25 protein-coding genes are annotated in these 25680 nt (G+C 60.3%); 7 read left to right on the forward strand and 18 right to left on the reverse strand.

What is annotated here, in order from left to right; all coding sequences use genetic code 11:
- Positions 1 to 219: 219 nt before the first annotated feature.
- The 15 genes from FIV35_RS23255 to gbcA form a co-directional block, all read right to left on the reverse strand.
- On the reverse strand, positions 220 to 1182 hold the full coding sequence (locus FIV35_RS23255) for an IS110 family transposase (RefSeq protein WP_034139612.1): 963 nt from the start codon (positions 1180 to 1182) through the stop codon (positions 220 to 222).
- A 309-nt stretch (positions 1183 to 1491) separates the two neighbouring features.
- The gene (locus FIV35_RS23265) at positions 1492 to 3408 is read right to left on the reverse strand and encodes a secretin N-terminal domain-containing protein (RefSeq protein ID WP_034139611.1); all 1917 of its coding nucleotides are present in this window, start codon (positions 3406 to 3408) and stop codon (positions 1492 to 1494) included.
- Positions 3409 to 3426: 18 nt separating this feature from the next.
- Positions 3427 to 3918, reverse strand: a complete 492-nt coding sequence (locus FIV35_RS23270; RefSeq protein ID WP_034139610.1) for a hypothetical protein — start codon at positions 3916 to 3918, stop codon at positions 3427 to 3429.
- Positions 3915 to 4451 (reverse strand): hypothetical protein, encoded by a 537-nt coding sequence (locus tag FIV35_RS23275; RefSeq protein WP_034139609.1) that lies wholly within the window; start codon positions 4449 to 4451, stop codon positions 3915 to 3917. The genes FIV35_RS23270 and FIV35_RS23275 overlap by 4 nt, the downstream gene beginning before the upstream one ends.
- 6 nt (positions 4452 to 4457) lie before the next feature.
- Positions 4458 to 5012, reverse strand: a complete 555-nt coding sequence (locus FIV35_RS23280; RefSeq protein ID WP_034139608.1) for a hypothetical protein — start codon at positions 5010 to 5012, stop codon at positions 4458 to 4460.
- A complete protein-coding gene (locus FIV35_RS23285) occupies positions 5009 to 5734 on the reverse strand; it encodes a hypothetical protein (protein ID WP_231980887.1) in 726 nt (241 codons plus the stop codon). The genes FIV35_RS23280 and FIV35_RS23285 overlap by 4 nt, the downstream gene beginning before the upstream one ends.
- Complete coding sequence (locus tag FIV35_RS23290; protein ID WP_034139606.1) at positions 5715 to 7352, reverse strand: GspE/PulE family protein; 1638 nt, start codon at positions 7350 to 7352, stop codon at positions 5715 to 5717. Before FIV35_RS23290 ends, FIV35_RS23285 begins: the two co-directional genes overlap by 20 nt.
- Before the next feature lie 4 nt (positions 7353 to 7356).
- Positions 7357 to 8541: a type II secretion system F family protein gene (locus FIV35_RS23295; RefSeq protein ID WP_034139605.1), complete on the reverse strand. Its 1185-nt coding sequence runs from the start codon at positions 8539 to 8541 to the stop codon at positions 7357 to 7359.
- Positions 8538 to 9002: a transglycosylase SLT domain-containing protein gene (locus FIV35_RS23300; RefSeq protein WP_034139604.1), complete on the reverse strand. Its 465-nt coding sequence runs from the start codon at positions 9000 to 9002 to the stop codon at positions 8538 to 8540. Before FIV35_RS23300 ends, FIV35_RS23295 begins: the two co-directional genes overlap by 4 nt.
- A gap of 6 nt (positions 9003 to 9008) precedes the next feature.
- Entirely contained in the window at positions 9009 to 9440 is a 432-nt protein-coding gene (gene gspG, locus FIV35_RS23305) for a type II secretion system major pseudopilin GspG (RefSeq protein WP_034139603.1), read from the reverse strand.
- A gap of 179 nt (positions 9441 to 9619) precedes the next feature.
- A complete protein-coding gene (locus FIV35_RS23310; protein WP_052199018.1) occupies positions 9620 to 11146 on the reverse strand; it encodes a lytic polysaccharide monooxygenase in 1527 nt (508 codons plus the stop codon).
- Positions 11147 to 11220: 74 nt separating this feature from the next.
- Positions 11221 to 11727 (reverse strand): type II secretion system protein, encoded by a 507-nt coding sequence (locus FIV35_RS23315; protein WP_173668945.1) that lies wholly within the window; start codon positions 11725 to 11727, stop codon positions 11221 to 11223.
- On the reverse strand, positions 11714 to 12094 hold the full coding sequence (locus FIV35_RS23320; protein WP_034139601.1) for a type II secretion system protein: 381 nt from the start codon (positions 12092 to 12094) through the stop codon (positions 11714 to 11716). Before FIV35_RS23320 ends, FIV35_RS23315 begins: the two co-directional genes overlap by 14 nt.
- Positions 12069 to 12563: a prepilin-type N-terminal cleavage/methylation domain-containing protein gene (locus tag FIV35_RS23325; protein WP_034139600.1), complete on the reverse strand. Its 495-nt coding sequence runs from the start codon at positions 12561 to 12563 to the stop codon at positions 12069 to 12071. Before FIV35_RS23325 ends, FIV35_RS23320 begins: the two co-directional genes overlap by 26 nt.
- A gap of 803 nt (positions 12564 to 13366) precedes the next feature.
- A complete protein-coding gene (gene gbcA, locus FIV35_RS23330) occupies positions 13367 to 14662 on the reverse strand; it encodes a glycine-betaine demethylase subunit GbcA (RefSeq protein ID WP_034139599.1) in 1296 nt (431 codons plus the stop codon).
- A 281-nt stretch (positions 14663 to 14943) separates the two neighbouring features.
- On the opposite strand from gbcA, the gene gbcB reads away from it, so the two are divergent.
- Positions 14944 to 16044: a glycine-betaine demethylase subunit GbcB gene (gbcB, locus tag FIV35_RS23340; RefSeq protein ID WP_034139598.1), complete on the forward strand. Its 1101-nt coding sequence runs from the start codon at positions 14944 to 14946 to the stop codon at positions 16042 to 16044.
- 98 nt (positions 16045 to 16142) lie between these two features.
- On the opposite strand, the gene FIV35_RS23345 is transcribed toward gbcB, so the two are convergent.
- The 3 genes from FIV35_RS23345 to FIV35_RS23355 all read right to left on the reverse strand — a co-directional run bounded on the left by FIV35_RS23345 (position 16143) and on the right by FIV35_RS23355 (position 18086).
- Positions 16143 to 16334: a hypothetical protein gene (locus FIV35_RS23345; RefSeq protein WP_146375074.1), complete on the reverse strand. Its 192-nt coding sequence runs from the start codon at positions 16332 to 16334 to the stop codon at positions 16143 to 16145.
- A 326-nt stretch (positions 16335 to 16660) separates the two neighbouring features.
- On the reverse strand, positions 16661 to 16861 hold the full coding sequence (locus tag FIV35_RS23350; protein ID WP_034139597.1) for a hypothetical protein: 201 nt from the start codon (positions 16859 to 16861) through the stop codon (positions 16661 to 16663).
- Between the two features lie 184 nt (positions 16862 to 17045).
- Positions 17046 to 18086, reverse strand: coding sequence for a threonine aldolase family protein (locus FIV35_RS23355; protein ID WP_034101152.1), 1041 nt, complete (start codon positions 18084 to 18086; stop codon positions 17046 to 17048).
- Between the two features lie 90 nt (positions 18087 to 18176).
- Between FIV35_RS23355 and FIV35_RS23360 the strand changes: the two genes are divergently transcribed.
- The 6 genes from FIV35_RS23360 (at position 18177) to FIV35_RS23385 (ending at position 25672) form a co-directional block, all read left to right on the forward strand.
- The gene (locus tag FIV35_RS23360) at positions 18177 to 18905 is read left to right on the forward strand and encodes a TraX family protein (RefSeq protein ID WP_034139596.1); all 729 of its coding nucleotides are present in this window, start codon (positions 18177 to 18179) and stop codon (positions 18903 to 18905) included.
- Positions 18906 to 19058: 153 nt separating this feature from the next.
- The gene (gene glyA, locus FIV35_RS23365; protein ID WP_034139595.1) at positions 19059 to 20312 is read left to right on the forward strand and encodes a serine hydroxymethyltransferase; all 1254 of its coding nucleotides are present in this window, start codon (positions 19059 to 19061) and stop codon (positions 20310 to 20312) included.
- 22 nt (positions 20313 to 20334) lie between these two features.
- Positions 20335 to 21585: a sarcosine oxidase subunit beta gene (locus FIV35_RS23370; protein ID WP_010207084.1), complete on the forward strand. Its 1251-nt coding sequence runs from the start codon at positions 20335 to 20337 to the stop codon at positions 21583 to 21585.
- Between the two features lie 15 nt (positions 21586 to 21600).
- Positions 21601 to 21903 carry a sarcosine oxidase subunit delta gene (locus FIV35_RS23375; RefSeq protein ID WP_003194855.1) on the forward strand — a complete coding sequence of 101 codons (303 nt, stop codon included), beginning with the start codon at positions 21601 to 21603 and terminating at the stop codon, positions 21901 to 21903.
- A complete protein-coding gene (locus FIV35_RS23380) occupies positions 21900 to 24917 on the forward strand; it encodes a sarcosine oxidase subunit alpha (RefSeq protein ID WP_034139594.1) in 3018 nt (1005 codons plus the stop codon). Before FIV35_RS23375 ends, FIV35_RS23380 begins: the two co-directional genes overlap by 4 nt.
- A gap of 122 nt (positions 24918 to 25039) precedes the next feature.
- A complete protein-coding gene (locus FIV35_RS23385; protein ID WP_024077781.1) occupies positions 25040 to 25672 on the forward strand; it encodes a sarcosine oxidase subunit gamma in 633 nt (210 codons plus the stop codon).
- Positions 25673 to 25680 lie beyond the last annotated feature (8 nt).

Consider the following 25680-nt stretch of genomic DNA (forward strand, 5'->3'; position numbering starts at 1 on the left):
CCAAGCGGCTCAAGGTGACCAATGTGGGAGGGGGCTTGCCCCCAATAGCGGTAGGACAGTCACAGCATCATTGACTGACTCACCTATATCGGGGGCAAGCCCCCTCCCACAGTTTTGATCCTCTTCAGGGTCTGAGATTAAGGGGCGGCTGGCTCGGGCTTCGTCACCAGGTCCGGTAACCCCGGCCCAAGCGGCTCAAGGTGATCAATGTGGGAGATTCTATGTTGCAGGACAACCCTGCAACGGCCGATTCGGTTGGTATTCGCTCTGGTTTTTCATCAGGGCGAACGCCACCCGTGCGAGTTTTCGGGCAAGGATTACCAGGGCCTGAGTCTTCTTGAATCCTCTGGCCAGGTACCCTTCATAAAATGGTTTCCAGGTCGCTGAACGACAGGCAGCCATGGCCGAGTTGTGGGCCAGACGCCGTATTTCCGGATCCCCTTTCTTGGTCAGACTGCGACTCCCCGTCTTTTTTCCCGAGTCATTGACCCTCAAGTCCATGCCCAAAAAAGCGATGAAGGCATTGCTATCCTTAAACTCGCCACGCAAAAAAGCCGTCGCAAATCCGGTTGCCGTCAGTACTCCGACGCCTTCAATAGCCTTGCAACGCTCAATATTTTCGGCGACTCCAGCCTCTTTGCTCAGGTCGCGCAGCTTTTTTTGAATGGCCAAATCCGAGTGCTTAAACGTCTCCATCAGACATTTCAGCTCCTCTTCCAGGCGCGGCTCATCGGCCCAGCTCTGAGCCAGACTGACGCGCGCCTTGATCAGTGCTGCCCGTCGATGAAGCAGACTTTGCAGGGCCTTGTAAGCCTTGGGTGGCGGGCTCCAAGCGCGTAACCCACCCTGTTCGTGCGCCAGATACCGAGCTAGAAGACGAGCATCGCACGGATCATTTTTAGCTCGTTGGCCGACACCGCGACGGTAATGACTCAAGCGATAACCGTCCACGACGTAGACCTGATGGCCCAACTCATGGGCCAACTCAACCGTGTCCAAGTGGTAAATATTGGTGGCCTCGACGGCAATGCCACTTTGGGCGGGCAGCGTCTTGAGCCAGCGTTTGAGTGCTGTTCGATTATTGGGGATGGCTTGTGTGGTTTGCAGATCGGCACGATAGACGAGCACCTCAGCCTTGGCCACATCAACACCCACGACCGTTTGCGAAGTAAGGATTGTCATGACGAATCCTCGGAGCTAGGGTTTAAGAGCTTGTTGGGGTCTACCGTTGCGCTGACTTGTCTCTATCGTCGGCCTTGCCGATGAATTCCTTATTGGCGCTTTTGGGTAGAAGGGGTGGGACGAAGTCTCCCACGGTCTGTACTGGTTAGAGTCAGAATCGGGCTTTTAGTCCCACCCACCCCTTCAAGTCTAAACATACAAGGGGGCTTGCCCCCGATAGCGGTAGGACAGTCACAGCATCATTGACTGACTCACCTATATCGGGGGCAAGCCCCCTCCCACAGTTTTGATCCTCTTCAGGGTCTGAGATTAAGGGGCGGCTGGCTCGGGCTTCGGCACCAGATCCGGTAGCGGCGGCGGCAAGGGCTGCCAGTTGGCGTCCGGTTGCTGCATCGGTGGCGGCAGCGCGGGCGTCGGGTCGCCTCCGGTGGGTTTGAGGATCATCTTTTCCGTGGTGTCGCGCAGGATCATGCCCTGCGTCGAACTGCGCGCTTCGGTGCCGCTGTGAAAGGTGCTGATCTGGGAAATCGGCAAGTCCAGGTTGCGTTCGATCCGGGGCGTCAGCAGCAGGATGATTTCGGTTTTCTGCTGGGTATTCACATTGGTGCCGAACAGTTTTTTGCCGATCCACGGGATTTTGCTCAACCAGGGCAGGCCAGAACCCTCGTCAACGTCGGCAGTGCGGATCAGGCCTGAAACCACCTGGGTCTCATTGTTGCGGGCGGTGAGCAGGGTCTTGGTGGCGCGCGAGCCCAGTTCAAAGGTGGCCGGTACGTTGTCCGAGCTGGGGATGCGCTTGGTGATATGGCTCATCTCCACGTTCAGTTCCAGGTTCACTTCATCGCTCAGGCTGATGATCGGCTTGACGGTGATCTGCAGCCCCACATCCTGGTAAGACACCGACGAGGTGGTGATCTGGTTGGCCGTGGTGGTGGTCACCACCGGGATTTTATCGCCGATGTTCACCTGCGCTTCTTCACGGTTACGCACGCGCACCCTGGGGTTGGCCAGGGTCACCGTATTGCCGCTGCGTTGCAGCATATTGATCCGCGCCTCGGTGCTGTTGGCATCCAGCAGAATATTGTCGCCGTTGATGCCGCGCAGGGCGCTGATCGGGATGCCCGCCAGCCCGGCCGGCACATTGCTCAGGTTGCCAACGGACACACCGATGCTGCCGGGGTACTGGATACCCAGGTTCAGTTCGTCGCTGAGGCTGACTTCCAGCACTTGGATATCGATGGTCACTTCCGACTGCGCGATATCGATGGCCTCCACCAGTTTTTCCACGGCACTCAGGGTGTCCAGGCCATCGCGCACCAGCACGGCGTTGAGGCGCTCGTCCACCAGCACTTCCTTGGGTTTGAGCACCTGCTTGATCTCAGCGGCCACGACCTTGGCATCGCCATGGCTGAGGTAGAAGGTGCGCACCGCCAGCTCGCGGTATTCACGTTCTTTGTCCGGGCGCTTTGGGTAAATCAGCACGGTGTTGTTGTTGAGGATCTTCTTGTCCAGGCCCTGGGTGGTTAGCAACAGGTTCAGCGCATCTTCGGCGGTGGTGCGGCTGGCGGTCATGCTGGCCGACGCGCTGGGGTTGACGTCTTTGTCGATGACGAAATTGACCCCCGATAACCGTGCGATGGTCTCGAAAATCGTGGTCAGGCTTTGGGAACTGAACTCCAGGCTCAAAGGCTTGCGCATGGCCTCGGAGAGGTCGGCGCTGAGGTGGTCGGCACTCACCAGCTCGCGGGTCAAGGCGTTGCGCAGGTCCAGGGCCTCTCGGTAGTTGGGCTTTTGCGCGATGATCTGGCGCACCAGGTTGAGCGCTTCCACCGGGTTGGAGCGTTTCATCTCATAGGCCCGCGCCAGTTGCGGGCGCAGTTGTTTCATCGCCTGGATGCTCTGGATTTGCTGGCGTGCGCCCAGGTTGCTGGGGTCGTACTTGAGGATGGTCTCCAGGGCGCGGATAGCGGCGGTGTCATCGCCACGCACCATGGCGGCGTTGGCTTCACGGCTGTACTGGGCCACCAGCAACTCCAGCTTGCTGAACTGCGCGGTGCGCAGCTGTATATCGTCGGGGTCTTCCTTGGCCTCGGCTTGCAGCACCTCGACCGAACGCACGATATCGCCCTGTTGGCGCAACTCATCGCTTTGCTTGATCGCCCGCTGGGTTTCACACGCACTCACTGCGCACAGCGCCAGGCCCAAGGGAATCCATCTAAGCCGCATGATCGTGCCCCTCCCGGGTCAGTGCTTGTCCAGGCGCAGGGTGCTGACATGCTTCAACGGCATGTAGGTCAGCACCACGGCGGTGTCAGTGAGTTTGTCCAAGCGGTAATGGGCGTCCAGCATCTTGCCGGGCACAATGCGCCCCGGCACCGAGCAGCGGTTGCATAAGGTGTATTGGGCGCCGTTGCCGCTGAGCACGACGATTTTCGCCTGGTTCTCGTAGCGCCATTGCGCGCTGACCTTGAAGGGCAGCGCTGGCGGCCTGCGCGGTGCGTTGTCCACCGGCGGGGGCGGCGGCGGTGGGGTCCAGGTCTGTATGGGAAACAGGTCGACGATCGTCTCCGCGGGTTCGGCGGTGGGTGTGGGCGCCGCCGGCTCGCTCGGCGCTGCCTTGGTGGTGACGGGGGCCGGTGCGCTGTCGAGGGGCTCGGGCTGGTCTTGCCAGAACAGCCAGCCGCAACCGATCAACGTCAGCACCAGCAGGATGCGCAGGTACAACGGAAGTTTCATTCCACCACCCCCAGCACTCTGATTTTGAGGTCGATGGTGAGCAGGCCGCTGGTGATTTCCTTGCGCTCCAGGGTGAGGTTTTCGATGCGTACCGCCGGCTCTTTGGCGATCTCGGTCAACGCCTCGCGCAGCAGGAAGTAAGGGCCGGAGAGGGGGATCTGCGCATCCAGGCGTTGCAGCCCGGTATCCCCCGGCGTGGAGTAGGCCAGGGTGGTTTGCTCAATAATGAAACCGCGTTGGCTCAGCAGGCCCAGCAGTTTTTCCAGGCGCGGGGCAAAGTCTTGTGCCGTGGGCAGGGCTTCCACTACTGCCGGTTCAGTCACTTGAACGTCTTGGGGCTGCTCGTCGATACCCGCTTGCAGCGCCTGGCGTCGCTGGCTGTCGGCGCTGCTGGCCGGTTGAATCAGCACGACTTCGATCAACAGCACCGCCGCCATCACGCCCACCGCCAACAGGCCCCAGAAGCCCAGGCGCTGGCGCCATTGCATCAGGTGCCAGCGCAGGCGCGGCAGGTGGCGAACGAGGGTGTCCATGGCCGGCTACCCTGCGCCAACGGTGAGTTTGACCTGCACCGGATGCTGCGGGTCGTTGTTCTTCAGTGCGCTTTGTTGCAGGTTCACTTGCACCCCAGGCTGGGCCTTGAGCCGGTCCACGAAGCGAAAGGCATCGCCCAGTTGTTTGACCTCCAGATCCAGGTGCAGCAATTGGGCCTGGGTGTTGACCTCTACGCGGGTCAGGGCGATCTCCTTGGACCAGGCCTGGGCCACGCCATCCATCAAGGCAAACGGTGTGACCTTTTGCTGGGCGAAGCTCGCCAGTTGTTGTCTTTGCTGGGGCGACAAGCGGATGGCCGCCTGAATCAACTGCTCCTGACGGCGGGTCAGTTGGATAAATTGCTGCTCCAGCACATCGGTCTGTTGCTGCTGATGCACCATGCGTTGCCAGTGATGCCAAGTGCTCACCAGTAACAGGCTCGTCATCAACCACAGCCCGGCCACCAGGGCGCGATGGGTGGGGGCAGGGCGCTGGAAATCGACACGCGGTGCACGGGGCGCGCGCAATTGCTGCCAGATACCGGCGAGCCTGGCTTTCATGATGGCGCCTCCTCCAGCCACGGGTGCACGGGCCCCAGACGATGCTCCGCCGGCGCGTTGCTGACCACGAGCGTGGCCGGGGCATGCCGCTCGACCAGCAGGTCGGCGGTAAACAAGTTGTCGCTCAAGGTGCTGCCGGGTTGGGTGGGGATCACGCATACCTGATCGATGATGCCCAAGTGTCGATACACGCAACTGAGGCTGCCGGCCTCGGGCACGGCCACCACGCAATCGTCAGGCAGGTGCCGCCAGTACTGTTGGGCGACCGCCGTCAGCAAGGGGGTGCAGGTCACCAGCGGCAAGCGGTTGAGCTTGAACAGTTCGCGCAGGTCCAGCAGTAACTCCCGTGGTGTGGCGACCGCCAGGCGCGGTTGACCGAACGGGCTATCGGCGACCTGTACTTGCCAGTGCTCGGCATCGATATTGGCTTGCCGGCTGAACATTGCCTCGGCCAAGCCTTGCCAGTCCTGGGGGCTGTACACCTCGGGTTGCCAGGGCAGCATCAGGTAATGCACATGGGGAAAACCCAGCAGCACCGTGGCCCGGTCGAGGAACTTCACGCGTCCGCGCGGCGCCTGCTCCAACAGTTCGGCGCAGGCGGCCAGCGGCGTACCCTGGCATTGCGCATGCCAGACAGGCGCACCACGCCAGCGCGCGCGTGCGGCCCATTCGGCTGCGTCGCGATGCAGCCACACCACATGCTCAATAAAGGGAAATGACACGGTGGATCTCCTTGAGCGTGGTGTCGCCCCGGGCGGCGTGGGCCAGGGCTATGTCGCGAATAAATACATGGCCGGCTTCCCGGGCCAGCTCCCGCAGAGTGGACGCTGAGCTGCGCACCAACAGTCCCTCCTTGATCGTGTCGTTCATGCTCAGAACCTCTGCCAGGGCCAGCCGGCCGCGATAGCCTGTGTGGCGGCAAGCCTCGCAGCCCTTGCCCACGCGGTAGCGGCCTTGCTTTAACTGGGCCTCGGGCAGTTGGGCGAGACGGGCAATGTCCGGGTCGGGTTCGGCCTCCACCGCGCAATCCGCGCAGATGCGCCGCACCAGGCGTTGGGCGACTACGCCGTTGAGGGCTTCGACGAAACTCGCCGGGTCCACATCCATATAAGTAAAACGCTCGAGCACGCTGAACGCGCTGTTGGCGTGTACCGACGACATCACCAGGTGCCCGGTCAGCGCTGCCTGCACGGCGATGCCCGCGGTTTCACCGTCGCGGATTTCGCCCACCAGGATCGTGTCCGGGTCGTGGCGCAGGATCGAGCGCAGGCCACGGGCAAAGGTCAGGCCCTTCTTGTCGTTGACCGGAATTTGCAGCACGCCGGGCAGTTCGTATTCCACCGGGTCCTCGATGGTGATGATTTTTTTCTCGCCGGTATTGGTCTCCGACAACGCGGCATACAGGGTCGTGGATTTGCCGCTGCCGGTGGGGCCGGTGACCAGCAGCATGCCGTAGGGCTCGCTGGCCAGGGCACGGATGCGGGCGATGGTGTCGGCGGCCAGGCCCAGGGCCTCCAGGCTCAGGGATTCGCCGCGCTGGGATTTGTCGAGGATGCGCAGCACCGCGTCTTCGCCGTGGATGCTGGGCATGATCGACACGCGAAAATCCACTTCGCGCCCCTGGATCTTCATCTTGAAACGCCCGTCCTGGGGCACGCGTCGCTCACCGATATCCAGCTCCGACAACACCTTGATCCGCGACAGCGCCTGCTCGGCCATGTCCATGCCGCTGGCCTGGCCCATCTGCTGCAACACGCCGTCGATGCGGTACTTGATCACCAGGCCGCCGGGAGTGGTTTCCACATGGATGTCACTGGCGCGGCTTTGTAGCGCATCGAACAGCATGGAATTGACCAGACGCACCACCGGATTGTCGTCGCGGGCGATGCTGCTCAAGGAGATTTCCTGGGCGGCCTGGCCGATTGGTGCGTCAGGGTCGTCTTCGCCGAAGGGTTGCATCACCCGCTGGCTGGCTTCGGCTTTGGTCAACTGGGCGTTGACCGCGCCGGGCAGGCTCATGGCCAGAGGCAGTTGGCGCAAGGTACTGGAAGACTGCAACCAGTGTCGGCTGGCCAGGGTAAAGGGGTCGCCCAGCACCAGGCAGGGTTGGCCCAGGTGATCCAGAGGCAGCACGTTATGCATCAGGGCCTGGGGCAGGGGCAACAGGTCGAAACGCCAGTCCCCGCTGAGCTGCTCAGGGCCGATGGCGAGCAGCCCCAACGGCTCGGCGACCGTGTGCAGTTGGTCTGGAGCGGTGTTGAGCAATTCGGTGAGGTAGGCCGCCAATGTGATGCCCCGTTGGCTCGCCAGCGCCTGCCACTTGTGCGTGTTGTCGCTCATTGCGTCACCCCTGGATGGAACCTGCCAGTTCAAAAATCGGCATGTACAACATGAAGACAATCAGGCCGATCAGCCCGCCCACCACCAGCATCAACAATGGCTCGAAGACCTTGCTGAACAGCTCGATGGCGCGCTCCAAGGCTTCATCGTGAAACTGCGCGATGCGCTCGCACATCGCTGCCAATTCGCCGCTTTGCTCGCCTACCCGCAACAGGCGTTCGGCGACGGCGGTGGTCAGTTGGTGGCGGGCCAGGGAGGTGGACAGTGGCTGACCGGCCTGGATATCGATCATGGCCTGGCGCAGCGCCGCTTGGCGTTCTACCGGCAGCAAGGCGCCGGAGAGCTCCACCGCCGTAACCACCGGCATCCCGCCCATCAGCAACATGCCCGCCGTGCGGTAGAAACGCGCCAGGATGAACAGCGTGCGCTGGGCGCCCAGGCTGGGAATCTTCCAGAACAGCTCGGCCACGCGACGCTTGAATCCGGCGCTACGAAACAGCAGCACCAGCGCACCCACCGCCAGCGCCAGGCCGATCAGCAACTCCATGCCGCGTGCGTCCACCAGCGCGCCCCACCACACCATGAAGCGCGCAGTGGCGGGTAAGTCGGCGACGGCGTCGAACACCGAGGCGAAACGCGGGATCACGAAGAACAGCAAAAACAACAGGATCAACGCACCCACGCTAAGCACTACCAAGGGGTACATCAGGGCACCGCTGACGCGTTTTTTCACGGTTTCCAAATGCGCTTCAAAGTGATGGTAGCGGCGCAGGGCCACGGCCAATTGGCCGCTGTGTTCGGAGGACGCCACGGTGGCGATCAGCAATGAAGGAAACGTCTGCGGCTTGAGCTGCATTGCCCTGGACAGCGAGTTGCCCTCATACATCGAGGCCAGTAGCTCGCTCATCACCTGCCGATTGATCCCCGGCGGTGCTTTGTCGCGCAGGGTTTCCACCGCTTCTACCAGCACCAGGCCGGCGTCCAGCAGCACCACCAATTCCTGGATGAACAAGCCGAGGGCGAACTTGGAGCGCCGGCTCGGCAATTTGAGTTGGCGACGGGCTTTGAGCGAGATGACCTGGGCGCCGTCGGCCTGCAATTGCTGGCGCGCCTGGGCCAGGTCAACGGCTTGCAGGTGCAGGGACTGCAAATGACCGTCGCGGATGATGCGGGCGTCTATTTCGATCATGGCGTTTGCCTCGCCAGTTGCCGGCGCTGTTGCAGCAACTCGTCGTAGTAACGCCACACTGCCAGTGCGTAACGCGTGCGGCGCGCCTCGCGGTCCGGCTTGGGCCCGGCGTTGTAAGCACCTACGGCCTGCCAGCCGTAGCCCTTTTCGCGAATAAAACCGGCCAGGATCCACGCGCCGACCATCACGCTGGTGCAAGGCTGGGTGATCAGGTGCTGTTCGGTGATGCCGAACCGCGCCAGTGCGGGTAAGTGGCGGCTGTTGATCTGCATCAGGCCGATGTCCTGGCTGCCGTCGGCATTGATATTGCGCGCACGTGGGTTGAGGCCGGACTCGACCCTGGCGATGGCGTACAGCAAGAGCGGATCAACGTGATAACGACTGGCCGCCAGTTGCCAGCAATTGGCCTGGGCGGTGCCCGAAAGGCACAGCAGCAGCAGAACAATCCGCAGCGCGCACATGGTCCGTTACAGCCCGTAGACAATGTCGGCGTAGGTGTTGATACCACCGGCCTTGCCGTCGCGGCCCAGGGAGATGATCTCGGCGTCGTTGGGCGGGGTGCCGGGGTTTTTGTAGAGATATGGGTTGCCCCAGGGGTCAGGCGGCAACGTCTTCAAGTAAGGCCCCTGCCAATTGCCCGCATTGGCGGGCCGCGTGGTCAGCGCATTCAGGCCGAGGGTTTCGTCGGGGTAGTTGCCGTTGTCCAGGCGGTACTGGTTCAACGCATCGGCGAGGGACTTCATCTGGCCTTGGGCGGTTTGTACCTTGGCCAGCTCCAGGCGATCGAACATCTTGGGTCCGACATAGCCGGCGAGCAGGGCGATGATCAGCAGGACGACCAGCAGTTCCAGCAGCGTAAAGGCGCGTTGGAAGGGGGTGATAAGTGTGCGTGTGCGCATGGCGATACTCGGCGGTTGTGATCAACTCTTCCGGCCCGCTGGGGAAGCGGGCACCGCCGGTAGGACTGCGTTATAACCAGTACTGCTTCCAATTGTAGCGTTGCGCGATATAAGGCGCCGTAAGGCGCCCTATAACGTTTGGCACTTGCTGTTATCAAGTCAGTGCATATGCCAGTGGCTTAAGGAACAACATCCCATGCGCGCTGCCAGAAAGTGGAACCGGGTTTGCCGGGTTCATTTTCATTCTGCCCGCACCATGCGCCTGCCGATCCCTGTTTGCACCGGTACTTCACTCCATAATTGGATACTTGTGAGCCGCTGTTGTAGCCGCCATTCGGTTTCCACTGAGGGTAATCCGTGTCTCCGCTTGCAGGTTCTACGGTAAAGGCGAGCTTCGCCTGATTGGTTTTACCGTTTTGCTGGTCCCGAACGTTCAATCGTGCTTCAAACGTGGTTACTTCTGTGACTTGGTAGGCCTTGCCGCTGATGGTCGCGCCATTCTGTGCGCCCGTCATTCCGGGGACGGCCCATTGATACAACAACGGGCCATTGCTCCCCGTTGACGTAGTGCCGCTGAATGTGAAGGTCTCGCCCGACTTCAATGCGGTGGGACCTGTGACCCGTGCTACGGGTGGCGCCGGATTAACAGGGCCCGGGCCTTCACCTGCAATGATCGACATCGCCTGGCTGTAACCTTGTTGAGTGGCATAAGTCGAGTTGCTTAAAGGGTTTTGCACGTTGTAAGTAACGATCGAGCCCTCTAGCTCGCCGATTTTGGCGATGGAGGGATTGACTTGGTCGGCTATTTCTTTGCCCCATTGAACAGACGGCAGATTTGCTGCGCTGATTTTATGAATGATATCGACCAGTTCTTTTTTTGCCCCATCGTTGCCAAAAATCCGATAGTGCACGGAGTCGCCAGGTTTGAGGGTGCTCATGTCGCCATTGATAAACGTGCCGATATTGTGAAATTTCTCAGGCACACCTCCACCTGTGAAGTTCACGTCCGAGCACGAAATGAAAAACTCTCCATTCGGGTCGTCCCGTACCCAGATGCCGACAATCAACCCATTGCCCGAAAGCCCATTCGGGATAGTTCTTACTATTTCGAAGTAGCCCGATGCACCGGGTAGTCTGGGTGGCGTTTGCCAGTTTGTTTTCGCAACGTTAAATATCTCTTCCTGGCCCAACTGCACCAGATCGCTCCACTTCAATTTGTCCGTGGCCGAATTGAAGCCTGGTTTGCTGGCAAATGCATAGAACTTGCTGGGTACGTGGGGGGCAGTGCCAATAAGTCGGAGGGTCAGCGGCTGTCCGGACGTCACGTCAGTCTTGGTCCAGTAGGGCGTTGGGTAATCCAGGCTGGCTTTTCTGGGGTCATTTGCAGCACAGATCTGCTCGTCTTTGATAATGGCTTTAATCTGATCCAGCGACGGATTATTAATCCCCGGGATGTGTGCAACCTCATGCCATTGTTGCGCGGCGAATGCTTTTTGGGCACGGGTATCAAATAGCTTGGCTGATTCTCGGCAACCTTTATCCACAATGGAGGACCCATCCTCTGATTGCCAGTAGCCTCCGGTAGCCTGGCAATTCACCGCACGTGATGCCGGGATATCCAGAGCACCATGTGCCCAACTCAAGGTCGGTACCAAACACAAAGCAGGCACTGTCCATTTGATAAAACTCTTCATGTACTTATTCATGCTCTAGTCCACCTTCAATCCAGATAAACAAGTTCCGAACTGCTGGAACGATCAGTGTGTTCATATCGTTGAAATCATTGAGTCGGCTGATCTCCCAGAGGAGTGACGCGGGTTGCAGGGTTACTCTGTACAGAGCCATACAGAAACACCCACCCTTGATAACTGCCTTGCCCTGTAAAACTTTGATTGATGACCGCAAAGTTGCCTTGCTTGAACGGCGTGCCCTTGGCCTGGCTGAACACGCCCATGATGGTGTCGCCCGGTCCTGGCACGACGCCCCACTCGGTGGTGCCGGTCAGCGGGTCGGTGTAGACCCGGCGCAGGTAGCGCTTGACGGTCGGTTGGCGCCGGTCCAGCACCAGGTCTTCGAGGGACTTGGGAAAGGCATTGCCGGCCTTGTAGTACAGGCCGATGGCCCGGCGGATTTCGTTGCCGCGCGCCAGCAGTTCCAGTTCGCGTTCGCGCTGCAACACGCTGGACCACAGCGTGCCCGTCTCCATCAGCATCACGGCCACGACGGCCACCGTCACCAGCATGCCCATGAACACCGAGCCGTGCTGGCGCTGCTTACCAGTCTGCATAGGCCGTCCCATCGTTAGCGGTGCCCGGTGCGCCGCTGCGTACGTCGCCCAGGCCTTGTTCGTCGGAGGGTTGCAGTTGCCAGGTGTCGCGCTTGCCGGTCAGCGGGTCCAGAGGGATTTCGCGCAGGTAGCGGCGGTCCACCAGGGCTTGCAAGGAGTCGGGGTTATCGCCGTGGTCTTCGCGGTATTGATCCAGCGCCTGGCGAATGGTGGAGAGGTTGTGGCGCAGCACCGTCTCTTGGGCCTTGGCGTGCTGGCGAAAATACTGGGGGGTGACCAGCGTCATAAGTGTGGCGATGATGGCCATCACCACCAGCAATTCGATCAGGGTAAAACCGCGCTCACCACTGGCTGTACAACGTTCCATTCAAACTCTCCCGAGTGCTGCGGGATGAAACGTCAAATACATCTTCTCCCTCTTGTGGGTTATCGGCGCTGCTCTTGTAACTGCGCAATTGCCAGGTTTTTTCTGCTGCCAGTTCGGGACATTCGCAGAGAGGATCGCGAGGAATGCGTCGCAGAAAATAGAGTTTTTGACCTTGCAAGTTGGTCTGGTCGGTGGCGCCATCGACCAATGTCTGCAAAGAGGGCGGGTAACCACTGTCAGTGACGCTCTTTTCGATGCGCCCGTCGTCGCTGGCTTCTTTGTATGAATCAATGGCGCGGCGTATCTCTCGCAACGAACGTTGCAAGTCGAGTTCTCGGTCGCGTTTGCCCATCAATGCCGTCAGCGGATAAGCCACTGTCGCCAGCGTGGCCAGTAAGGCCAGCGTCAGTAGTAATTCAATCAGCGTAAAACCTTTGGCGCAGTGATGGCTGGGTGTGCCCTGCCACATCACTGTTGTTCCTCCCGTTTATCCCGCCAAGGACTTCCGCGTTAACCCAGGCTTGTGAAATTAACTGCAAAGGTGAGTGTAGATGCTGAGTATTTTTTGTACAGACGAATACCGCCTAGCACGTTACCCACAATCGCTGTGCGTCTGGCTGTGGATAAGGTGTTCGTGGGTGCCTGTAGCTCAGGTAAATTAAGGGCTGCAGCCTGCTGTATGAAAAACAGCCAGGCTAAGCCTCGGTTTTTGAAGCGTTTTCCGTGTGGATAAGCGTGATGGGGTATGTGTACTTGCCCCCAAAGTCTGTTGGCGCTTCTGTGGATAAGATGTTCGCTATCGGCTACAGGCCTTAAAGATAAAGGCTTTGATCGAAATGATTAAAAAGTGATCAATTCCTTGGCTGAAGCGCTGGAGCAGTGCCAAAGCCTGGATTTATGCAGGGTTGCCGCGGTTTTCCACAGTGCTGTGCAAGTTGCCCCCAAACTCTGTTGGTGCTTCTGTGGATAAGGTGTTCGCGTAGTGCTGCAAGCCACGATTTTATTGGGTTGTAGCGAGTTGATCGAAAAATGATCAAATGCACGTCCCAACCCGTAACTTGAATAAGTCACGGATTTTCTTCACTTATTTTCGGGTAGTTGGCGCAGTTGCTCACAATTGCTGTGGGTGGCTTTGTGGATAAGTTGTTGGGCAAAGGCTGGAAGGCAGGCGGGTAGGGGGCTGGGAGGGAACTGATCAAATAGTAAGCAGTGCGAGGTTCGATTGTGGGAGGGGGCCAGGCCCCTTCCCACATTTCCAACGATCAGGAGCGTTTATTCGTGTGCCGCCACGCCTTTGAGGTAAGGCGCCGGTGCCGCGCCCAGGTTGCTCAGCATGCGCTCGCTGTACCAGTCCACGAAGTTCACCACGCCGAACTCATAAGTCTTGGAGTATGGGCCCGGTTGATAGGCCGTGGAGTTGATGCCGCGCTGGTTCTCTTCGGCCAGGCGACGGTCCTGGTCGTTGGTGGCGTCCCAGACCTGGCGCATGCGCTCCACGTCATAGTCCACGCCTTCGACCGCGTCCTTGTGTACCAGCCACTTGGTAGTGACCATGGTTTCCTGTGCGCTGATCGGCCACACCGTGAACACAATGATGTGGTCGCCCATGCAGTGGTTCCACGAGTGCGGCAGGTGCAAGATGCGCATCGATCCCAGGTCCGGGTTCTTGATGCGGCCCATCAGCTTGGCGCAACCCTGTTTGCCGTCGAGGGTCATCGACACGGTGCCCTTGAGCAGCGGCATTCGCACGATGCGGTTACGCAGGCCGAAGCTGGCGTGGGCGTACGGGATCTTCTCGGCGTCCCAGGCAGCGGCCGAGGCGGCGACGTGGTCCTTGAATGCCTGGTCGGCGCGTGGGTCGGTGACGTCGTCCCATTCCAGCAGGGTTTTGAGCAGCTCCGGGTGCGAACCGCCGCAGTGGTAGCACTCGCGGTTGTTCTCCAGCACCAGTTTCCAGTTGGCCTTTTCCATCAAGGTGGTTTGCACCGCCACCTTGGTGTTCTCCATGTCGTAGGGTTCCATGTAGTGGTTCAGGGTCGACAGGAAGTCATCGATGGCCGGCGGGTTTTCGGCCAGGCTGATGAAGATATAGCCGCCGGCGGTCTTCACGTTGACCGGCTTGAGGCCGTATTGCTTCATGTCGAAGTCGGCGCCCATCTCGGTGCCGGCGAACAGCAGGCGGCCGTCCAGTTCGTAGGTCCACTGGTGATAATGGCAGACCAGTTTGGCCACCTTGCCCTTGTCGCTGGTGCACAGGCGCGAGCCACGGTGACGGCACACGTTGTGGAACGCATGCACCACGCCCTCGGCGCCACGGATCACGATGATCGGGTTCTTGCCCACTTGTAGGGTCAGGTAGTTGCCCTTGGTCGGAATCTCGCAGGTCATGCCGGCGATCAACCACTCTTTCTGGAAGATCTCCTGCATGTCGATATCGAACAAACGCTCATCGCAGTAGAACGGCTGCGGCAGCGAAAAGGTGCGCTCGCGCTCTTGCAGCATTTGCGCGGTGGCCTTGCGTGCGGGTTCCAGCGGATCGCCCAAGCTTAAGGTTGCGGTGACGTCCATCGTGTAGGTCCTCATGGCCATTCTGTGTGGCCGGCGAATAGTGGCTGATCAGGTGTGCAGCAAGGCGTAAAGAAAGCGTCGTTGTTGGGAGCGAGTGTGGGGCTGCTGATGCGGCGAACCTTATCCATGAGCGACATGGCCCACTCTGATCCCGACGCGCAAGCCCCGTGGTATGGGGGCTGGTCGCGATAAGTATGTGAATGTCGCAGATAGGTAAGTGGGCGGTTCTCGCGTTACGCAGAATCGCCACCATAAGGCCGACCTCGGCGGTGGAGAACAACATGTCCAATAATTTCCTGAATCCGGTAACCACCCAGACCTGGGCCAATGGTCGACACATCGTCCGTTGCGTCAAAGTCATCCAGGAAACCTGGGATGTGCGCACCTTTTGCTTTATGGCCGACCAGCCGATCCTGTTCTTTTTCAAACCAGGGCAATTCGTGACTCTGGAGCTGGAAATCGACGGGCAGCCGATCATGCGCTCCTACACCATTTCCAGCTCGCCATCGGTGCCCTACAGCTTCTCGGTGACCATCAAGCGTGTGCCTGGCGGCAAGGTGTCCAACTGGCTGCACGACACTTTGCATGAAGGCCAGGAGCTGGCGGTGCACGGACCGGTGGGGCTGTTCAACGCCATCGACTTCCCCAGTCCGAAAGTGCTGTACCTCAGCGGCGGCGTGGGGATTACGCCAGTGATGTCGATGGCGCGCTGGTTCTACGACACCAATGCCAATGTCGACATGACCTTTGTTCACAGCGCCCGCTCGCCTAAAGACATCATCTACCACCGCGAGCTGGAGCACATGGCGTCGCGGATCGATAACTTCAGCCTGCACCTGATCTGCGAAAAGCACGGCCTGGGCGAACCATGGGCCGGTTACCGAGGTTACCTGAACCACAAGATGCTCGAACTGATGGTGCCCGACTTCCTGGAGCGCGAAGTGTTCTGCTGCGGCCCAACGCCCTACATGACCGCCGTGAAGCGCCTGCTGGAAGCCGCCGGTTTCGACATGACGCGCTACCACGAGGAATCCTTCGGCGCCACGCCACCCGAAGCCCGCGCCGATGCGGTGGAGCAAGCCGAACAAGCCGCCGACGCGCCGGAAGTCGACCTGGCGGACCTGCACCAGGTGGAGTTCATTACCTCGGGCAAGAGCATCCGCGTGGCGCCGGGCGAAACCGTACACGCCGCCGCCGCCAAGCTTGGCCTGATGATCCCCAAAGCCTGCGGCATGGGCATCTGCGGCACGTGCAAGGTGCTGAAGCTGGGTGGGGAAGTGGAGATGGAGCACAACGGTGGGATCACCGAGGATGATGAAGCCGAAGGCTACATCCTGTCGTGCTGCAGTGTGCCGAAGGGGGATGTACGGATTGAGTTCTGAAACACGGCGATAACCGCCAATGTTGGGTGAGTTTTGATTGGGTCACTAATAGCGCAGGGTGAACAAGAGGAACCCTGTGCTATTAGCGTTTTTATTACTTAAGGTTGATGAGGGTCTACCGTAAAAGACTTAATGAACTCGCCATTTGAATTAAACGTGTATTTCACATTTTTTGCGTGAGCAGTTCGGCCATCTATTTCAATGATATCGTTTTCCCTTACGGCCAGAATAAGTTTTTCTTTGGTTGTTTGGACTGAATACGGAATAGGAGCCGCTTTTTGAGTTGTCATGATTAAAACTCCTTCAATTAGTTTGAGTGGGTGTTTATTCGAGTGCGCGCACCGTGAGAATTAACAATTTTCGTGGAGTAGTAAACTGTGAATAGTGACAGCTTGTTTTTCGCTTTGGCTTTTGTTATGGCGGGCGGTGGGTTGGGATAACTGCTTGTCCCAATTACTATTTAACATTGCGGCAGTCATTTAATTGCAATTGCGGCAGAGTTTATATGTCGAGTTTTTATACCGTACGGCGATATCGAAAAGCCGGCGAGAAGGGAGGCATCTGCTAGCTCTGCGTCGCAGTACTGGGCTGCGACGCGAGTCTCAAGTGTTAACGATCACTGGGCATAGATATGCACCACGAAGTGCTGGCCTGACGCTGTCAATTCATAGACTTTGTCATAGATCCGCAACGTCCTCGACGGCTCGCGGATGGTGTCGCCGACTTGGGCGGTTTTTCTGAACTCGTCCCAGTCGATAACGGTGGTGGTGACAGTGCCGTCGCTTTTCAGGGTATTGCCGGTGCTTTGATATTCCATGAGTCAAACCTCTTCTGGATTTCCGTTTCCAGCCGATTGTTCGGCGGGTGGTAATACCCGCGAGGGCAGCCGCTGCAGCGGCGATTTCCTCGCGGGTTCCAAGAGGCTAGTCAATGAAAACTCGCTGTGTTGCTGTCGGAAATAACAAATAACAGTCTCGGCACAGCGCCACTATTCGCCCGTCTCAGGCGTTCATCACTTCGCGGATATCTGCGGCCAGTTCCCTTACGCGTTCTTCTTCGGTATCCCACGCGCACATGAAGCGCGCCCCACCTTTGCCGATGAAGGTGTAGAAGCGCCAGCCCTTGGCTGTCAACGCGGCGATGGCCGGTTCGGACAGTTGCAGGAACACGCCGTTGGCCTGCACCGGGAACATCAGCTCCACGCCGGGAATATCCGCCACCAGGCTGCTCAGCAACTGCGCGCAGTGGTTGGCGTGGCGGGCGTGCTTGAGCCAGGCGTCGTTTTCCAGCAGGCCCACCCAAGGCGCGGAGAGGAAGCGCATCTTCGAGGCCAGTTGGCCGGCCTGTTTGCAGCGATAGTCGAAGTCTTCGGCCAGCTTGTGGTTGAAGAACAGGATCGCCTCGCCCACGGCCATGCCGTTTTTGGTGCCGCCAAAGCACAGCACGTCCACCCCGGCTTTCCAGGTCAGGTCGGCCGGCGAGCAGCCAAGGAACGCACAGGCGTTGGAGAAGCGCGCGCCGTCCATGTGCAGGTTCAGGCCTAGCTCTTTGCAGGTGGCGCTGATGGCGCGGATTTCCTCGGGGGTGTACACGCTACCGACTTCGGTGGCTTGGGTCAGGGTAACTACGCGGGGTTTGGGGTAGTGGATGTCCTGGCGCTTGAGGGCGATCTCGCGGATCGACTCTGGGGTCAGTTTGCCGTTTTCGGTGCGGGCGATGAGCAGCTTGGAGCCGTTGGAGAAAAACTCCGGCGCGCCGCATTCGTCGGTTTCGACGTGGGCGGTTTCCGAGCAAATCACGCTATGGTAGCTCTGGCACAAAGACGACAGCGCCAGGGAGTTGGCCGCGGTGCCGTTGAAGGCGAAGAACACTTCGCAGTCGGTTTCGAACAGGTTGCGGAAACCGTCGGCGGCGCGGTGGGTCCATTCATCGTCGCCGTAGGCGCGCTGATGGCCGTGGTTGGCTTGTTCCATGGCGGCCCAGGCTTCCGGGCAGATGCCCGAATAGTTGTCACTGGCGAATTGTTGGCTCTTGTCGGTCATGGCCCGTTCCTGTGGTCGATATTGGTGCGCACTGTAACCAAGATTGTTGGGCGTGCGCACGCACTGTAAATGCAAAGTCACTGGGGAATTATGCACAGCGCTCACACCTTGCCTGTCGGACCCATCCGAGACGGCGCTCTGGACCTGCTCAAGTGGCTGGCGCTGTTCAGTATGGTGTTGGATCACCTGCGTTATGTCGGTTTGAGCCTGGACGGCCTGTACGTGCCGGGTCGGCTGGCGTTCCCGTGGTTTTGCCTGGCGATTGCGGCGAACCTGCACCGGGTTCGCAACGCCCCGGTAACCGGTCAATGGCGCTACCTGGGCTGGTTGCTGCTGTTCAGCGTGATCAGCGAAGTGCCGTATCGCTTGTTTATCGAGGATGCCGATACGTTGAACGTGTTGCCGACCCTCGCGCTGGGCCTGCTGGTTGCCCGAGGATGGCAGCAGAAGACGTTTATTGATCGAGGATTGGCGTTGATCGCGGTCACGATAGCGGCGGTATTTTCAGCGCACTTAATGTTCGGTTTGTTGGGTGTATTGCTGCCGCTGGCGATGTTGCTGGTATTTCGCCGGCCTTGGTATTTCAGTGTGTTGCCAGGGTTGGTCTGCGTGGCCGCCAATCAATGGCAGATCCTGCTCAATAGCGGCACGCCGGTGGCGCTGTTGGGGCTGGTCGCGTGCCTGATTGCGCCATGGGCGGGGTTGGTCTTATTGCGACATGCCCACAGCACCTCGCCGCCAGCAATGCGCCGCTGGGCCTACGCCCTGTATCCCACGCACTTCCTCCTGCTGCTACTCCTGCGCCACATCATTGCCTAACCCCTCTCACATTTATTTGGTGTTGATTCGGTAATGTCGTAAACGCACCTTTGCGTGGCGTGCGCAGGCATTTGACCTGTCTACGCCAGCCCTACCATCGCATCAAAGGGCCCTGCGAGGGCCTTAACAATACGAAAGGCTGGGAGAGACGCGATGTTCAGCAAACAAGACCAGATTCAGGGATATGACGACGCACTGCTGGCGGCGATGAATGCCGAGGAGCAGCGCCAGGAAGATCATATCGAGCTGATCGCGTCAGAGAACTACACCAGCAAGCGGGTGATGGAAGCCCAAGGCAGCGGCCTCACCAACAAATACGCCGAAGGCTACCCAGGCAAGCGCTACTACGGTGGCTGCGAGCATGTGGATAAAGTCGAGGCCCTGGCCATCGAGCGCGCCAAGCAACTGTTCGGCGCCGATTACGCCAACGTGCAGCCGCACTCCGGTTCGTCCGCCAACAGCGCGGTGTACCTGGCGCTGATCAATGCCGGCGACACCATCCTCGGCATGAGCCTGGCCCACGGCGGTCACCTGACCCACGGCGCCAAAGTGTCGTCCTCGGGCAAGCTGTACAACGCGGTGCAATACGGCATCAACACCGACACCGGCCTGATCGACTACGACGAAGTCGAGCGCCTGGCGGTGGAGCACAAGCCGAAGATGGTGGTGGCCGGTTTCTCCGCCTACTCCAAGACCCTGGATTTCCCCCGTTTCCGTCAGATCGCCGACAAGGTGGGCGCGCTGCTGTTCGTCGATATGGCCCACGTCGCCGGCCTGGTTGCCGCCGGTCTGTACCCGAACCCGCTGCCTCACGCCGATGTGGTCACCACCACTACCCACAAAACCCTGCGCGGTCCGCGTGGCGGCTTGATCCTGGCCAAGGCCAACGAAGAGATCGAGAAGAAGCTCAACGCCGCCGTGTTCCCTGGCGCCCAGGGCGGCCCGCTGATGCATGTGATCGCCGGCAAGGCGGTGTGCTTCAAGGAAGCGCTGGAACCGGGTTTCAAGGCTTACCAGCAGCAAGTGATCGACAACGCCCAGGCCATGGCCAGCGTGTTTATCAAACGCGGCTACGATGTAGTGTCCGGCGGCACCGATAACCACTTGTTCCTGGTCAGCCTGATCCGTCAGGGCCTGACCGGCAAAGAGGCGGATGCCGCCCTCGGTCGCGCCCATATCACGGTCAACAAGAACGCCGTGCCGAATGACCCGCAGTCGCCGTTCGTGACCTCGGGCCTGCGCATCGGCACCCCGGCGGTGACCACGCGTGGTTTCAAAGTGCCGCAGTGCATCGAGTTGGCCGGCTGGATCTGCGACATCCTCGACAACCTCGGCGACGCCGATGTCGAGGCCAACGTGGCCAAGCACGTGTCTGCCCTGTGCGCTGATTTCCCGGTTTATCGCTGAGCGCGGTATTGGAGTAATGACTATGCAACGCTACTCGGGCTTCGGCCTCTTCAAGCACTCACTCAGCCATCACGAAAACTGGCAGAAGATGTGGCGCACGCCGACCCCTAAAAAGGTGTACGACGTGGTCATCGTCGGCGGCGGCGGGCATGGTCTGGCGACCGCTTACTACCTGGCCAAGGAACACGGCATCACCAATGTGGCCGTGGTCGAGAAAGGCTGGCTGGGCGGCGGTAACACCGCGCGCAACACCACCATCGTGCGTTCCAACTACCTGTGGGACGAGTCGGCGCACCTGTACGAACATGCGATGAAACTGTGGGAAGGCCTGTCCCAGGACCTGAACTACAACGTGATGTTCTCCCAGCGTGGCGTCTATAACCTGTGCCACACCCTGCAGGACATCCGTGACTCAGAGCGCCGCGTCAGCGCCAACCGCCTCAATGGCGTGGATGGCGAACTGCTGAATGCCAAGCAAGTAGCCGACGAGATTCCGTACCTGGACTGCTCGAAAAACACCCGCTACCCGGTGCTCGGCGCCACCGTACAACGGCGTGGCGGCGTGGCCCGTCACGATGCCGTGGCCTGGGGCTTCGCCCGCGCCGCCGACGCCCTCGGTGTGGACTTGATCCAGCAAACCGAAGTGATCGGCTTCCGCAAGGAAAACGGCGTGTGCATCGGTGTGGAAACCAACAAGGGCTTTATCGGCGCCAAGCGCGTCGGTGTGGTCACTGCCGGTAACTCCGGTCACATGGCTTCGCTCGCCGGTTTCCGCCTGCCAATCGAATCCCACCCGCTGCAAGCGCTGGTGTCGGAGCCGATCAAGCCAATTATCGACAGCGTGATCATGTCCAACGCCGTACACGGTTACATCAGCCAGTCCGACAAGGGCGACTTGGTGATCGGTGCCGGTATCGACGGTTACAACGGCTACGGCCAGCGCGGTTCGTACCCAGTGATCGAGCACACCATCCAGGCCATCGTCGAGATGTTCCCAGTGCTGTCGCGCGTACGCATGAACCGCCAGTGGGGCGGCATCGTCGACACCACCCCGGATGCGTGCCCGATCATCTCCAAGACCCCGGTGCCAAACATGTTCTTCAACTGCGGTTGGGGCACCGGTGGCTTCAAGGCCACGCCGGGCTCAGGCAACGTGTTTGCCGCCAGCCTCGCCAAGGGTGAAATGCACCCATTGGCGGCACCTTTTTCCATCGACCGTTTCCACAACGGTGCGTTGATCGACGAACACGGCGCTGCCGCCGTCGCCCACTAACAGGAGAAATTCCCTATGTTGCATATCTTCTGTCCTCACTGTGGCGAACTGCGCTCCGAAGAGGAATTCCACGCGTCCGGCCAAGCGCACATCCCGCGCCCGCTGGACCCCAACGCCTGCACCGACGAGCAGTGGGGCGACTACATGTTCTTCCGCGACAACCCCCGTGGCCTGCATCACGAGTTGTGGATTCACGCCGCCGGGTGCCGCCAGTATTTCAACGCGACCCGCGACACCGTGACCTACGAAATTCTTGAAACCTACAAGATTGGCGAGAAGCCGCAATTCACCGCCAAGGCTTCTGGAGAGAAGGTATGAGCCAGATCAATCGCCTGTCCAACGGTGGCCGGATCGACCGTAACAAGGTCCTGACCTTCAGCTTCAACGGCCAGACCTACAAAGGCTTCGAAGGCGACACCCTGGCCGCCGCGTTGCTGGCCAACGGCGTCGATATCATTGGCCGCAGCTTCAAGTACTCGCGCCCTCGCGGCATCTTTGCCGCCGGTGCCGAAGAGCCGAACGCAGTGCTGCAGATCGGCGCGACCGAAGCCACCCAGGTTCCTAACGTACGCGCCACACAACAGGCGCTGTATCAAGGTTTGGTCGCCACCAGCACCAACGGCTGGCCGAGCGTCAACAACGACATGATGGGCATTCTCGGCAAGGTCGGCGGCAAGCTGATGCCGCCGGGTTTCTACTACAAAACCTTCATGTACCCGCAATCGTTCTGGATGACCTACGAGAAGTACATCCGCAAGGCCGCTGGCCTGGGCCGCTCGCCGACCGAGAACGATCCGGACACCTACGACAACTTCAACCGTCACTGTGACGTGCTGGTGGTGGGCGCAGGCCCTGCCGGGCTGGCGGCGGCACTGGCGGCTGCGCGCAGCGGCGCCCGGGTGATCCTCGCCGATGAGCAGGAAGAGTTCGGTGGTTCGTTGCTCGACTCCCGCGAAAGCCTGGACGGCAAGCCCGCCAGCGAGTGGGTCGCCAGTGTGATCGCCGAATTGAAAAGCCTGCCGGACGTGGTGCTGCTGCCCCGCGCCACCGTCAACGGCTACCACGACCATAACTTCCTGACCATTCACGAGCGCCTCACCGATCACCTCGGCGACCGTGCGCCGATCGGCGTGGTGCGCCAGCGCATTCACCGTGTGCGTGCCAAACGCGTGGTGTTGGCCACCGGCGCGTGCGAGCGTCCGCTGGTGTACGGCAACAACGACGTGCCGGGCAACATGCTGGCCGGTGCGGTCTCCACGTACGTGCGCCGTTACGGCGTGGCACCGGGTAAAAAATTGGTGCTGTCGACCAACAACGATCACGCCTACCGCGTGGCCTTGGACTGGTTCGACGCCGGCCTGGCCGTGGTAGCCGTCGCCGATGTGCGCCACAACCCACGCGGTGCACTGGTGGAAGAAGCCCGCGCCAAAGGTATCCGCATCCTCACCGGCAGCGCCGTGGTCGAAGCCCGTGGCACCAAGCGCGTGACCGCTGCGCGTGTCGCCGCGATTGACGTCAAGGCGCATAAAGTCACCAGCCCCGGCGAGTGGCTGGACTGCGACCTGGTGGCCAGCTCCGGCGGCTACAGCCCGGTGGTTCACCTGGCTTCGCACCTGGGCGGCAAGCCGATCTGGCGTGAAGACATTCTTGGTTTCGTCCCTGGCGAAGCGCCGCAGAAACGCGTGTGCGTCGGTGGTATCAACGGCGTCTACGGCCTCGGCGATTCCCTGGCCGATGGTTTCGAAGGGGGCGTGCGCGCCGCCAGCGAAGCCGGTTTCGCGCCGGTGGAAGGCACTCTGCCAAAGGCCCTGAGCCGTCTGGAAGAACCTACCCTGGCGATCTACCAGGTGCCGCACGACAAAGCGACCGCACGGGCGCCGAAGCAATTCGTCGACCTGCAGAACGACGTTACCGCTGCCGCCATCGAGCTGGCCACCCGCGAAGGCTTCGAGTCGGTCGAGCACGTCAAGCGCTACACCGCGCTGGGCTTCGGCACTGATCAGGGCAAGTTGGGCAACGTCAACGGCCTGGCTATCGCTGCGCGCTCGCTGAACGTGACCATCCCGCAGATGGGCACCACCATGTTCCGTCCCAACTACACGCCGGTCACCTTCGGCGCCGTAGCGGGCCGGCACTGTGGGCATATCTTCGAACCCGTGCGCTACACCGCGCTGCACGCGTGGCACGTCAAGAATGGCGCCGAGTTCGAAGACGTCGGCCAGTGGAAACGTCCTTGGTACTTCCCGCGCAACGGTGAAGACCTGCACGCCGCGGTGAAACGCGAATGCCTGGCCGTGCGCGACAGCGTTGGCCTGTTGGATGCGTCCACCCTCGGCAAGATCGACATCCAGGGCCCGGACGCCCGTGAGTTCCTCAACCGCATCTACACCAACGCCTGGACCAAGCTCGACGTGGGCAAGGCGCGCTACGGCCTGATGTGTAAGGAAGACGGCATGGTCTTCGACGACGGCGTGACCGCGTGCCTGGCCGACAACCACTTCCTGATGACCACCACCACCGGCGGCGCCGCCCGCGTGCTGCAGTGGCTGGAAATCTATCAGCAGACCGAATGGCCGGACCTCAAGGTGTACTTCACCTCGGTCACCGACCACTGGGCGACCATGACCCTGTCCGGCCCCAACAGCCGCAAGCTGCTGGCGGAAGTCACCGACATCGACCTGGACAAGGACGGCTTCCCGTTCATGACCTGGAAAGAAGGTTTGGTGGGCGGTGTGCCGGCGCGGGTGTTCCGCATTTCGTTTACCGGTGAGCTGTCGTACGAAGTCAACGTGCAGGCCGACTACGCCATGGGCGTGCTGGAACAGATCGTCGCCGCCGGCAAGAAGTACAACCTGACTCCGTACGGCACCGAAACCATGCACGTACTGCGGGCCGAGAAGGGCTTCATCATCGTCGGCCAGGACACCGACGGCTCGATGACCCCGGACGACCTCAACATGGGCTGGTGCGTTGGCCGTACCAAACCGTTCTCGTGGATCGGCTGGCGCGGCATGAACCGTGAAGACTGCGTGCGCGAAGAGCGCAAGCAACTGGTGGGCCTCAAGCCGATTGATCCTAAGGTGTGGCTGCCGGAGGGCGCGCAACTGGTGCTCGATCCGAAGCAGTCGATCCCGATGAAGATGGTTGGTCACGTCACCTCCAGCTACGCGCACAATTCCCTGGGCTATTCGTTTGCCATGGGCGTGGTGAAAGGCGGCTTGAAGCGCATCGGCGAACGGGTGTTCTCGCCCCAGGCCGATGGCAGCGTGATCGAGGCTGAGATTGTGTCTTCGGTGTTCTTCGACCCGAAAGGTGATCGCCAGAACATTTGATAGACCGAGGCGCCTGTATCGGGGGCAAGCCCCCTCCCACAGGGAAATGCTTTCCAAATGTGGGAGGGGGCTTGCCCCCGATAAGGCCAGAACAGTCACCCCAGAATTCAAACAGGTGCTTTATGACAGCAGCCAATGTGTACCAACAACGCCCCACTACCGGCGCCAAGGCCGAGTCGTCGCTGCACCATGCCGACCTCGCCAGCCTGGTCGGTAAGGGCCGCAAGAACGCCGGTGTGACCGTGCGCGAAAAGAAACTGCTCGGCCACCTGACCATTCGTGGCGATGGCCACGATGCCGCGTTCGCCGCCGGCGTGCACAAGGCCCTGGGCATCGAATTGCCCGGCGCCCTGCAAGTTATCGTCAAAGGCGAAACCAGCCTGCAATGGCTCGGCCCGGATGAGTGGCTGTTGGTGGTGCCGAGCGGTGAGGAATTCGCCGCAGAGCAGAACCTGCGTGCCGCGCTGGGCGACCTACATATTCAGGTGGTCAACGTCAGCGGCGGCCAGCAGATCCTCGAACTCAGCGGCCCGAACGTGCGCGATGTGCTGATGAAATCCACCAGCTACGACGTGCACCCCAATAATTTCCCAGTGGGCAAAGCGGTAGGCACGGTGTTCGCCAAGTCGCAACTGGTGATCCGCCATACCGCCGAAGACACCTGGGAGCTGGTGATCCGTCGCAGCTTCTCGGATTACTGGTGGTTGTGGTTGCAGGATGCCTCGGCGGAATTCGGCCTGAGTGTCCAAGCCTGAGGAATAAC

It is taken from the genome of Pseudomonas rhodesiae (assembly GCF_007858255.1).
In the GTDB taxonomy this organism is placed as follows: domain Bacteria; phylum Pseudomonadota; class Gammaproteobacteria; order Pseudomonadales; family Pseudomonadaceae; genus Aquipseudomonas; species Aquipseudomonas rhodesiae.

Excerpts from the sequence above, each read along its gene's own strand:
- FIV35_RS23255 (WP_034139612.1), bottom strand. The coding sequence starts at position 1,182 with ATGACAATCCTTACTTCGCAAACGGTCGTGGGTGTTGATGTGGCCAAG.
- FIV35_RS23265 (WP_034139611.1), bottom strand. The coding sequence starts at position 3,408 with ATGCGGCTTAGATGGATTCCCTTGGGCCTGGCGCTGTGCGCAGTGAGT.
- FIV35_RS23270 (WP_034139610.1), bottom strand. The coding sequence starts at position 3,918 with ATGAAACTTCCGTTGTACCTGCGCATCCTGCTGGTGCTGACGTTGATC.
- FIV35_RS23275 (WP_034139609.1), bottom strand. The coding sequence starts at position 4,451 with ATGGACACCCTCGTTCGCCACCTGCCGCGCCTGCGCTGGCACCTGATG.
- FIV35_RS23280 (WP_034139608.1), bottom strand. The coding sequence starts at position 5,012 with ATGAAAGCCAGGCTCGCCGGTATCTGGCAGCAATTGCGCGCGCCCCGT.
- FIV35_RS23290 (WP_034139606.1), bottom strand. The coding sequence starts at position 7,352 with ATGAGCGACAACACGCACAAGTGGCAGGCGCTGGCGAGCCAACGGGGC.
- FIV35_RS23295 (WP_034139605.1), bottom strand. The coding sequence starts at position 8,541 with ATGATCGAAATAGACGCCCGCATCATCCGCGACGGTCATTTGCAGTCC.
- FIV35_RS23300 (WP_034139604.1), bottom strand. The coding sequence starts at position 9,002 with ATGTGCGCGCTGCGGATTGTTCTGCTGCTGCTGTGCCTTTCGGGCACC.
- gspG (WP_034139603.1), bottom strand. The coding sequence starts at position 9,440 with ATGCGCACACGCACACTTATCACCCCCTTCCAACGCGCCTTTACGCTG.
- FIV35_RS23310 (WP_052199018.1), bottom strand. The coding sequence starts at position 11,146 with ATGAATAAGTACATGAAGAGTTTTATCAAATGGACAGTGCCTGCTTTG.
- FIV35_RS23315 (WP_173668945.1), bottom strand. The coding sequence starts at position 11,727 with ATGCAGACTGGTAAGCAGCGCCAGCACGGCTCGGTGTTCATGGGCATG.
- FIV35_RS23320 (WP_034139601.1), bottom strand. The coding sequence starts at position 12,094 with ATGGAACGTTGTACAGCCAGTGGTGAGCGCGGTTTTACCCTGATCGAA.
- FIV35_RS23325 (WP_034139600.1), bottom strand. The coding sequence starts at position 12,563 with ATGTGGCAGGGCACACCCAGCCATCACTGCGCCAAAGGTTTTACGCTG.
- gbcA (WP_034139599.1), bottom strand. The coding sequence starts at position 14,662 with ATGGACGTCACCGCAACCTTAAGCTTGGGCGATCCGCTGGAACCCGCA.
- gbcB (WP_034139598.1), top strand. The coding sequence starts at position 14,944 with ATGTCCAATAATTTCCTGAATCCGGTAACCACCCAGACCTGGGCCAAT.
- FIV35_RS23345 (WP_146375074.1), bottom strand. The coding sequence starts at position 16,334 with ATGACAACTCAAAAAGCGGCTCCTATTCCGTATTCAGTCCAAACAACC.
- FIV35_RS23350 (WP_034139597.1), bottom strand. The coding sequence starts at position 16,861 with ATGGAATATCAAAGCACCGGCAATACCCTGAAAAGCGACGGCACTGTC.
- FIV35_RS23355 (WP_034101152.1), bottom strand. The coding sequence starts at position 18,086 with ATGACCGACAAGAGCCAACAATTCGCCAGTGACAACTATTCGGGCATC.
- FIV35_RS23360 (WP_034139596.1), top strand. The coding sequence starts at position 18,177 with ATGCACAGCGCTCACACCTTGCCTGTCGGACCCATCCGAGACGGCGCT.
- glyA (WP_034139595.1), top strand. The coding sequence starts at position 19,059 with ATGTTCAGCAAACAAGACCAGATTCAGGGATATGACGACGCACTGCTG.
- FIV35_RS23370 (WP_010207084.1), top strand. The coding sequence starts at position 20,335 with ATGCAACGCTACTCGGGCTTCGGCCTCTTCAAGCACTCACTCAGCCAT.
- FIV35_RS23375 (WP_003194855.1), top strand. The coding sequence starts at position 21,601 with ATGTTGCATATCTTCTGTCCTCACTGTGGCGAACTGCGCTCCGAAGAG.
- FIV35_RS23380 (WP_034139594.1), top strand. The coding sequence starts at position 21,900 with ATGAGCCAGATCAATCGCCTGTCCAACGGTGGCCGGATCGACCGTAAC.
- FIV35_RS23385 (WP_024077781.1), top strand. The coding sequence starts at position 25,040 with ATGACAGCAGCCAATGTGTACCAACAACGCCCCACTACCGGCGCCAAG.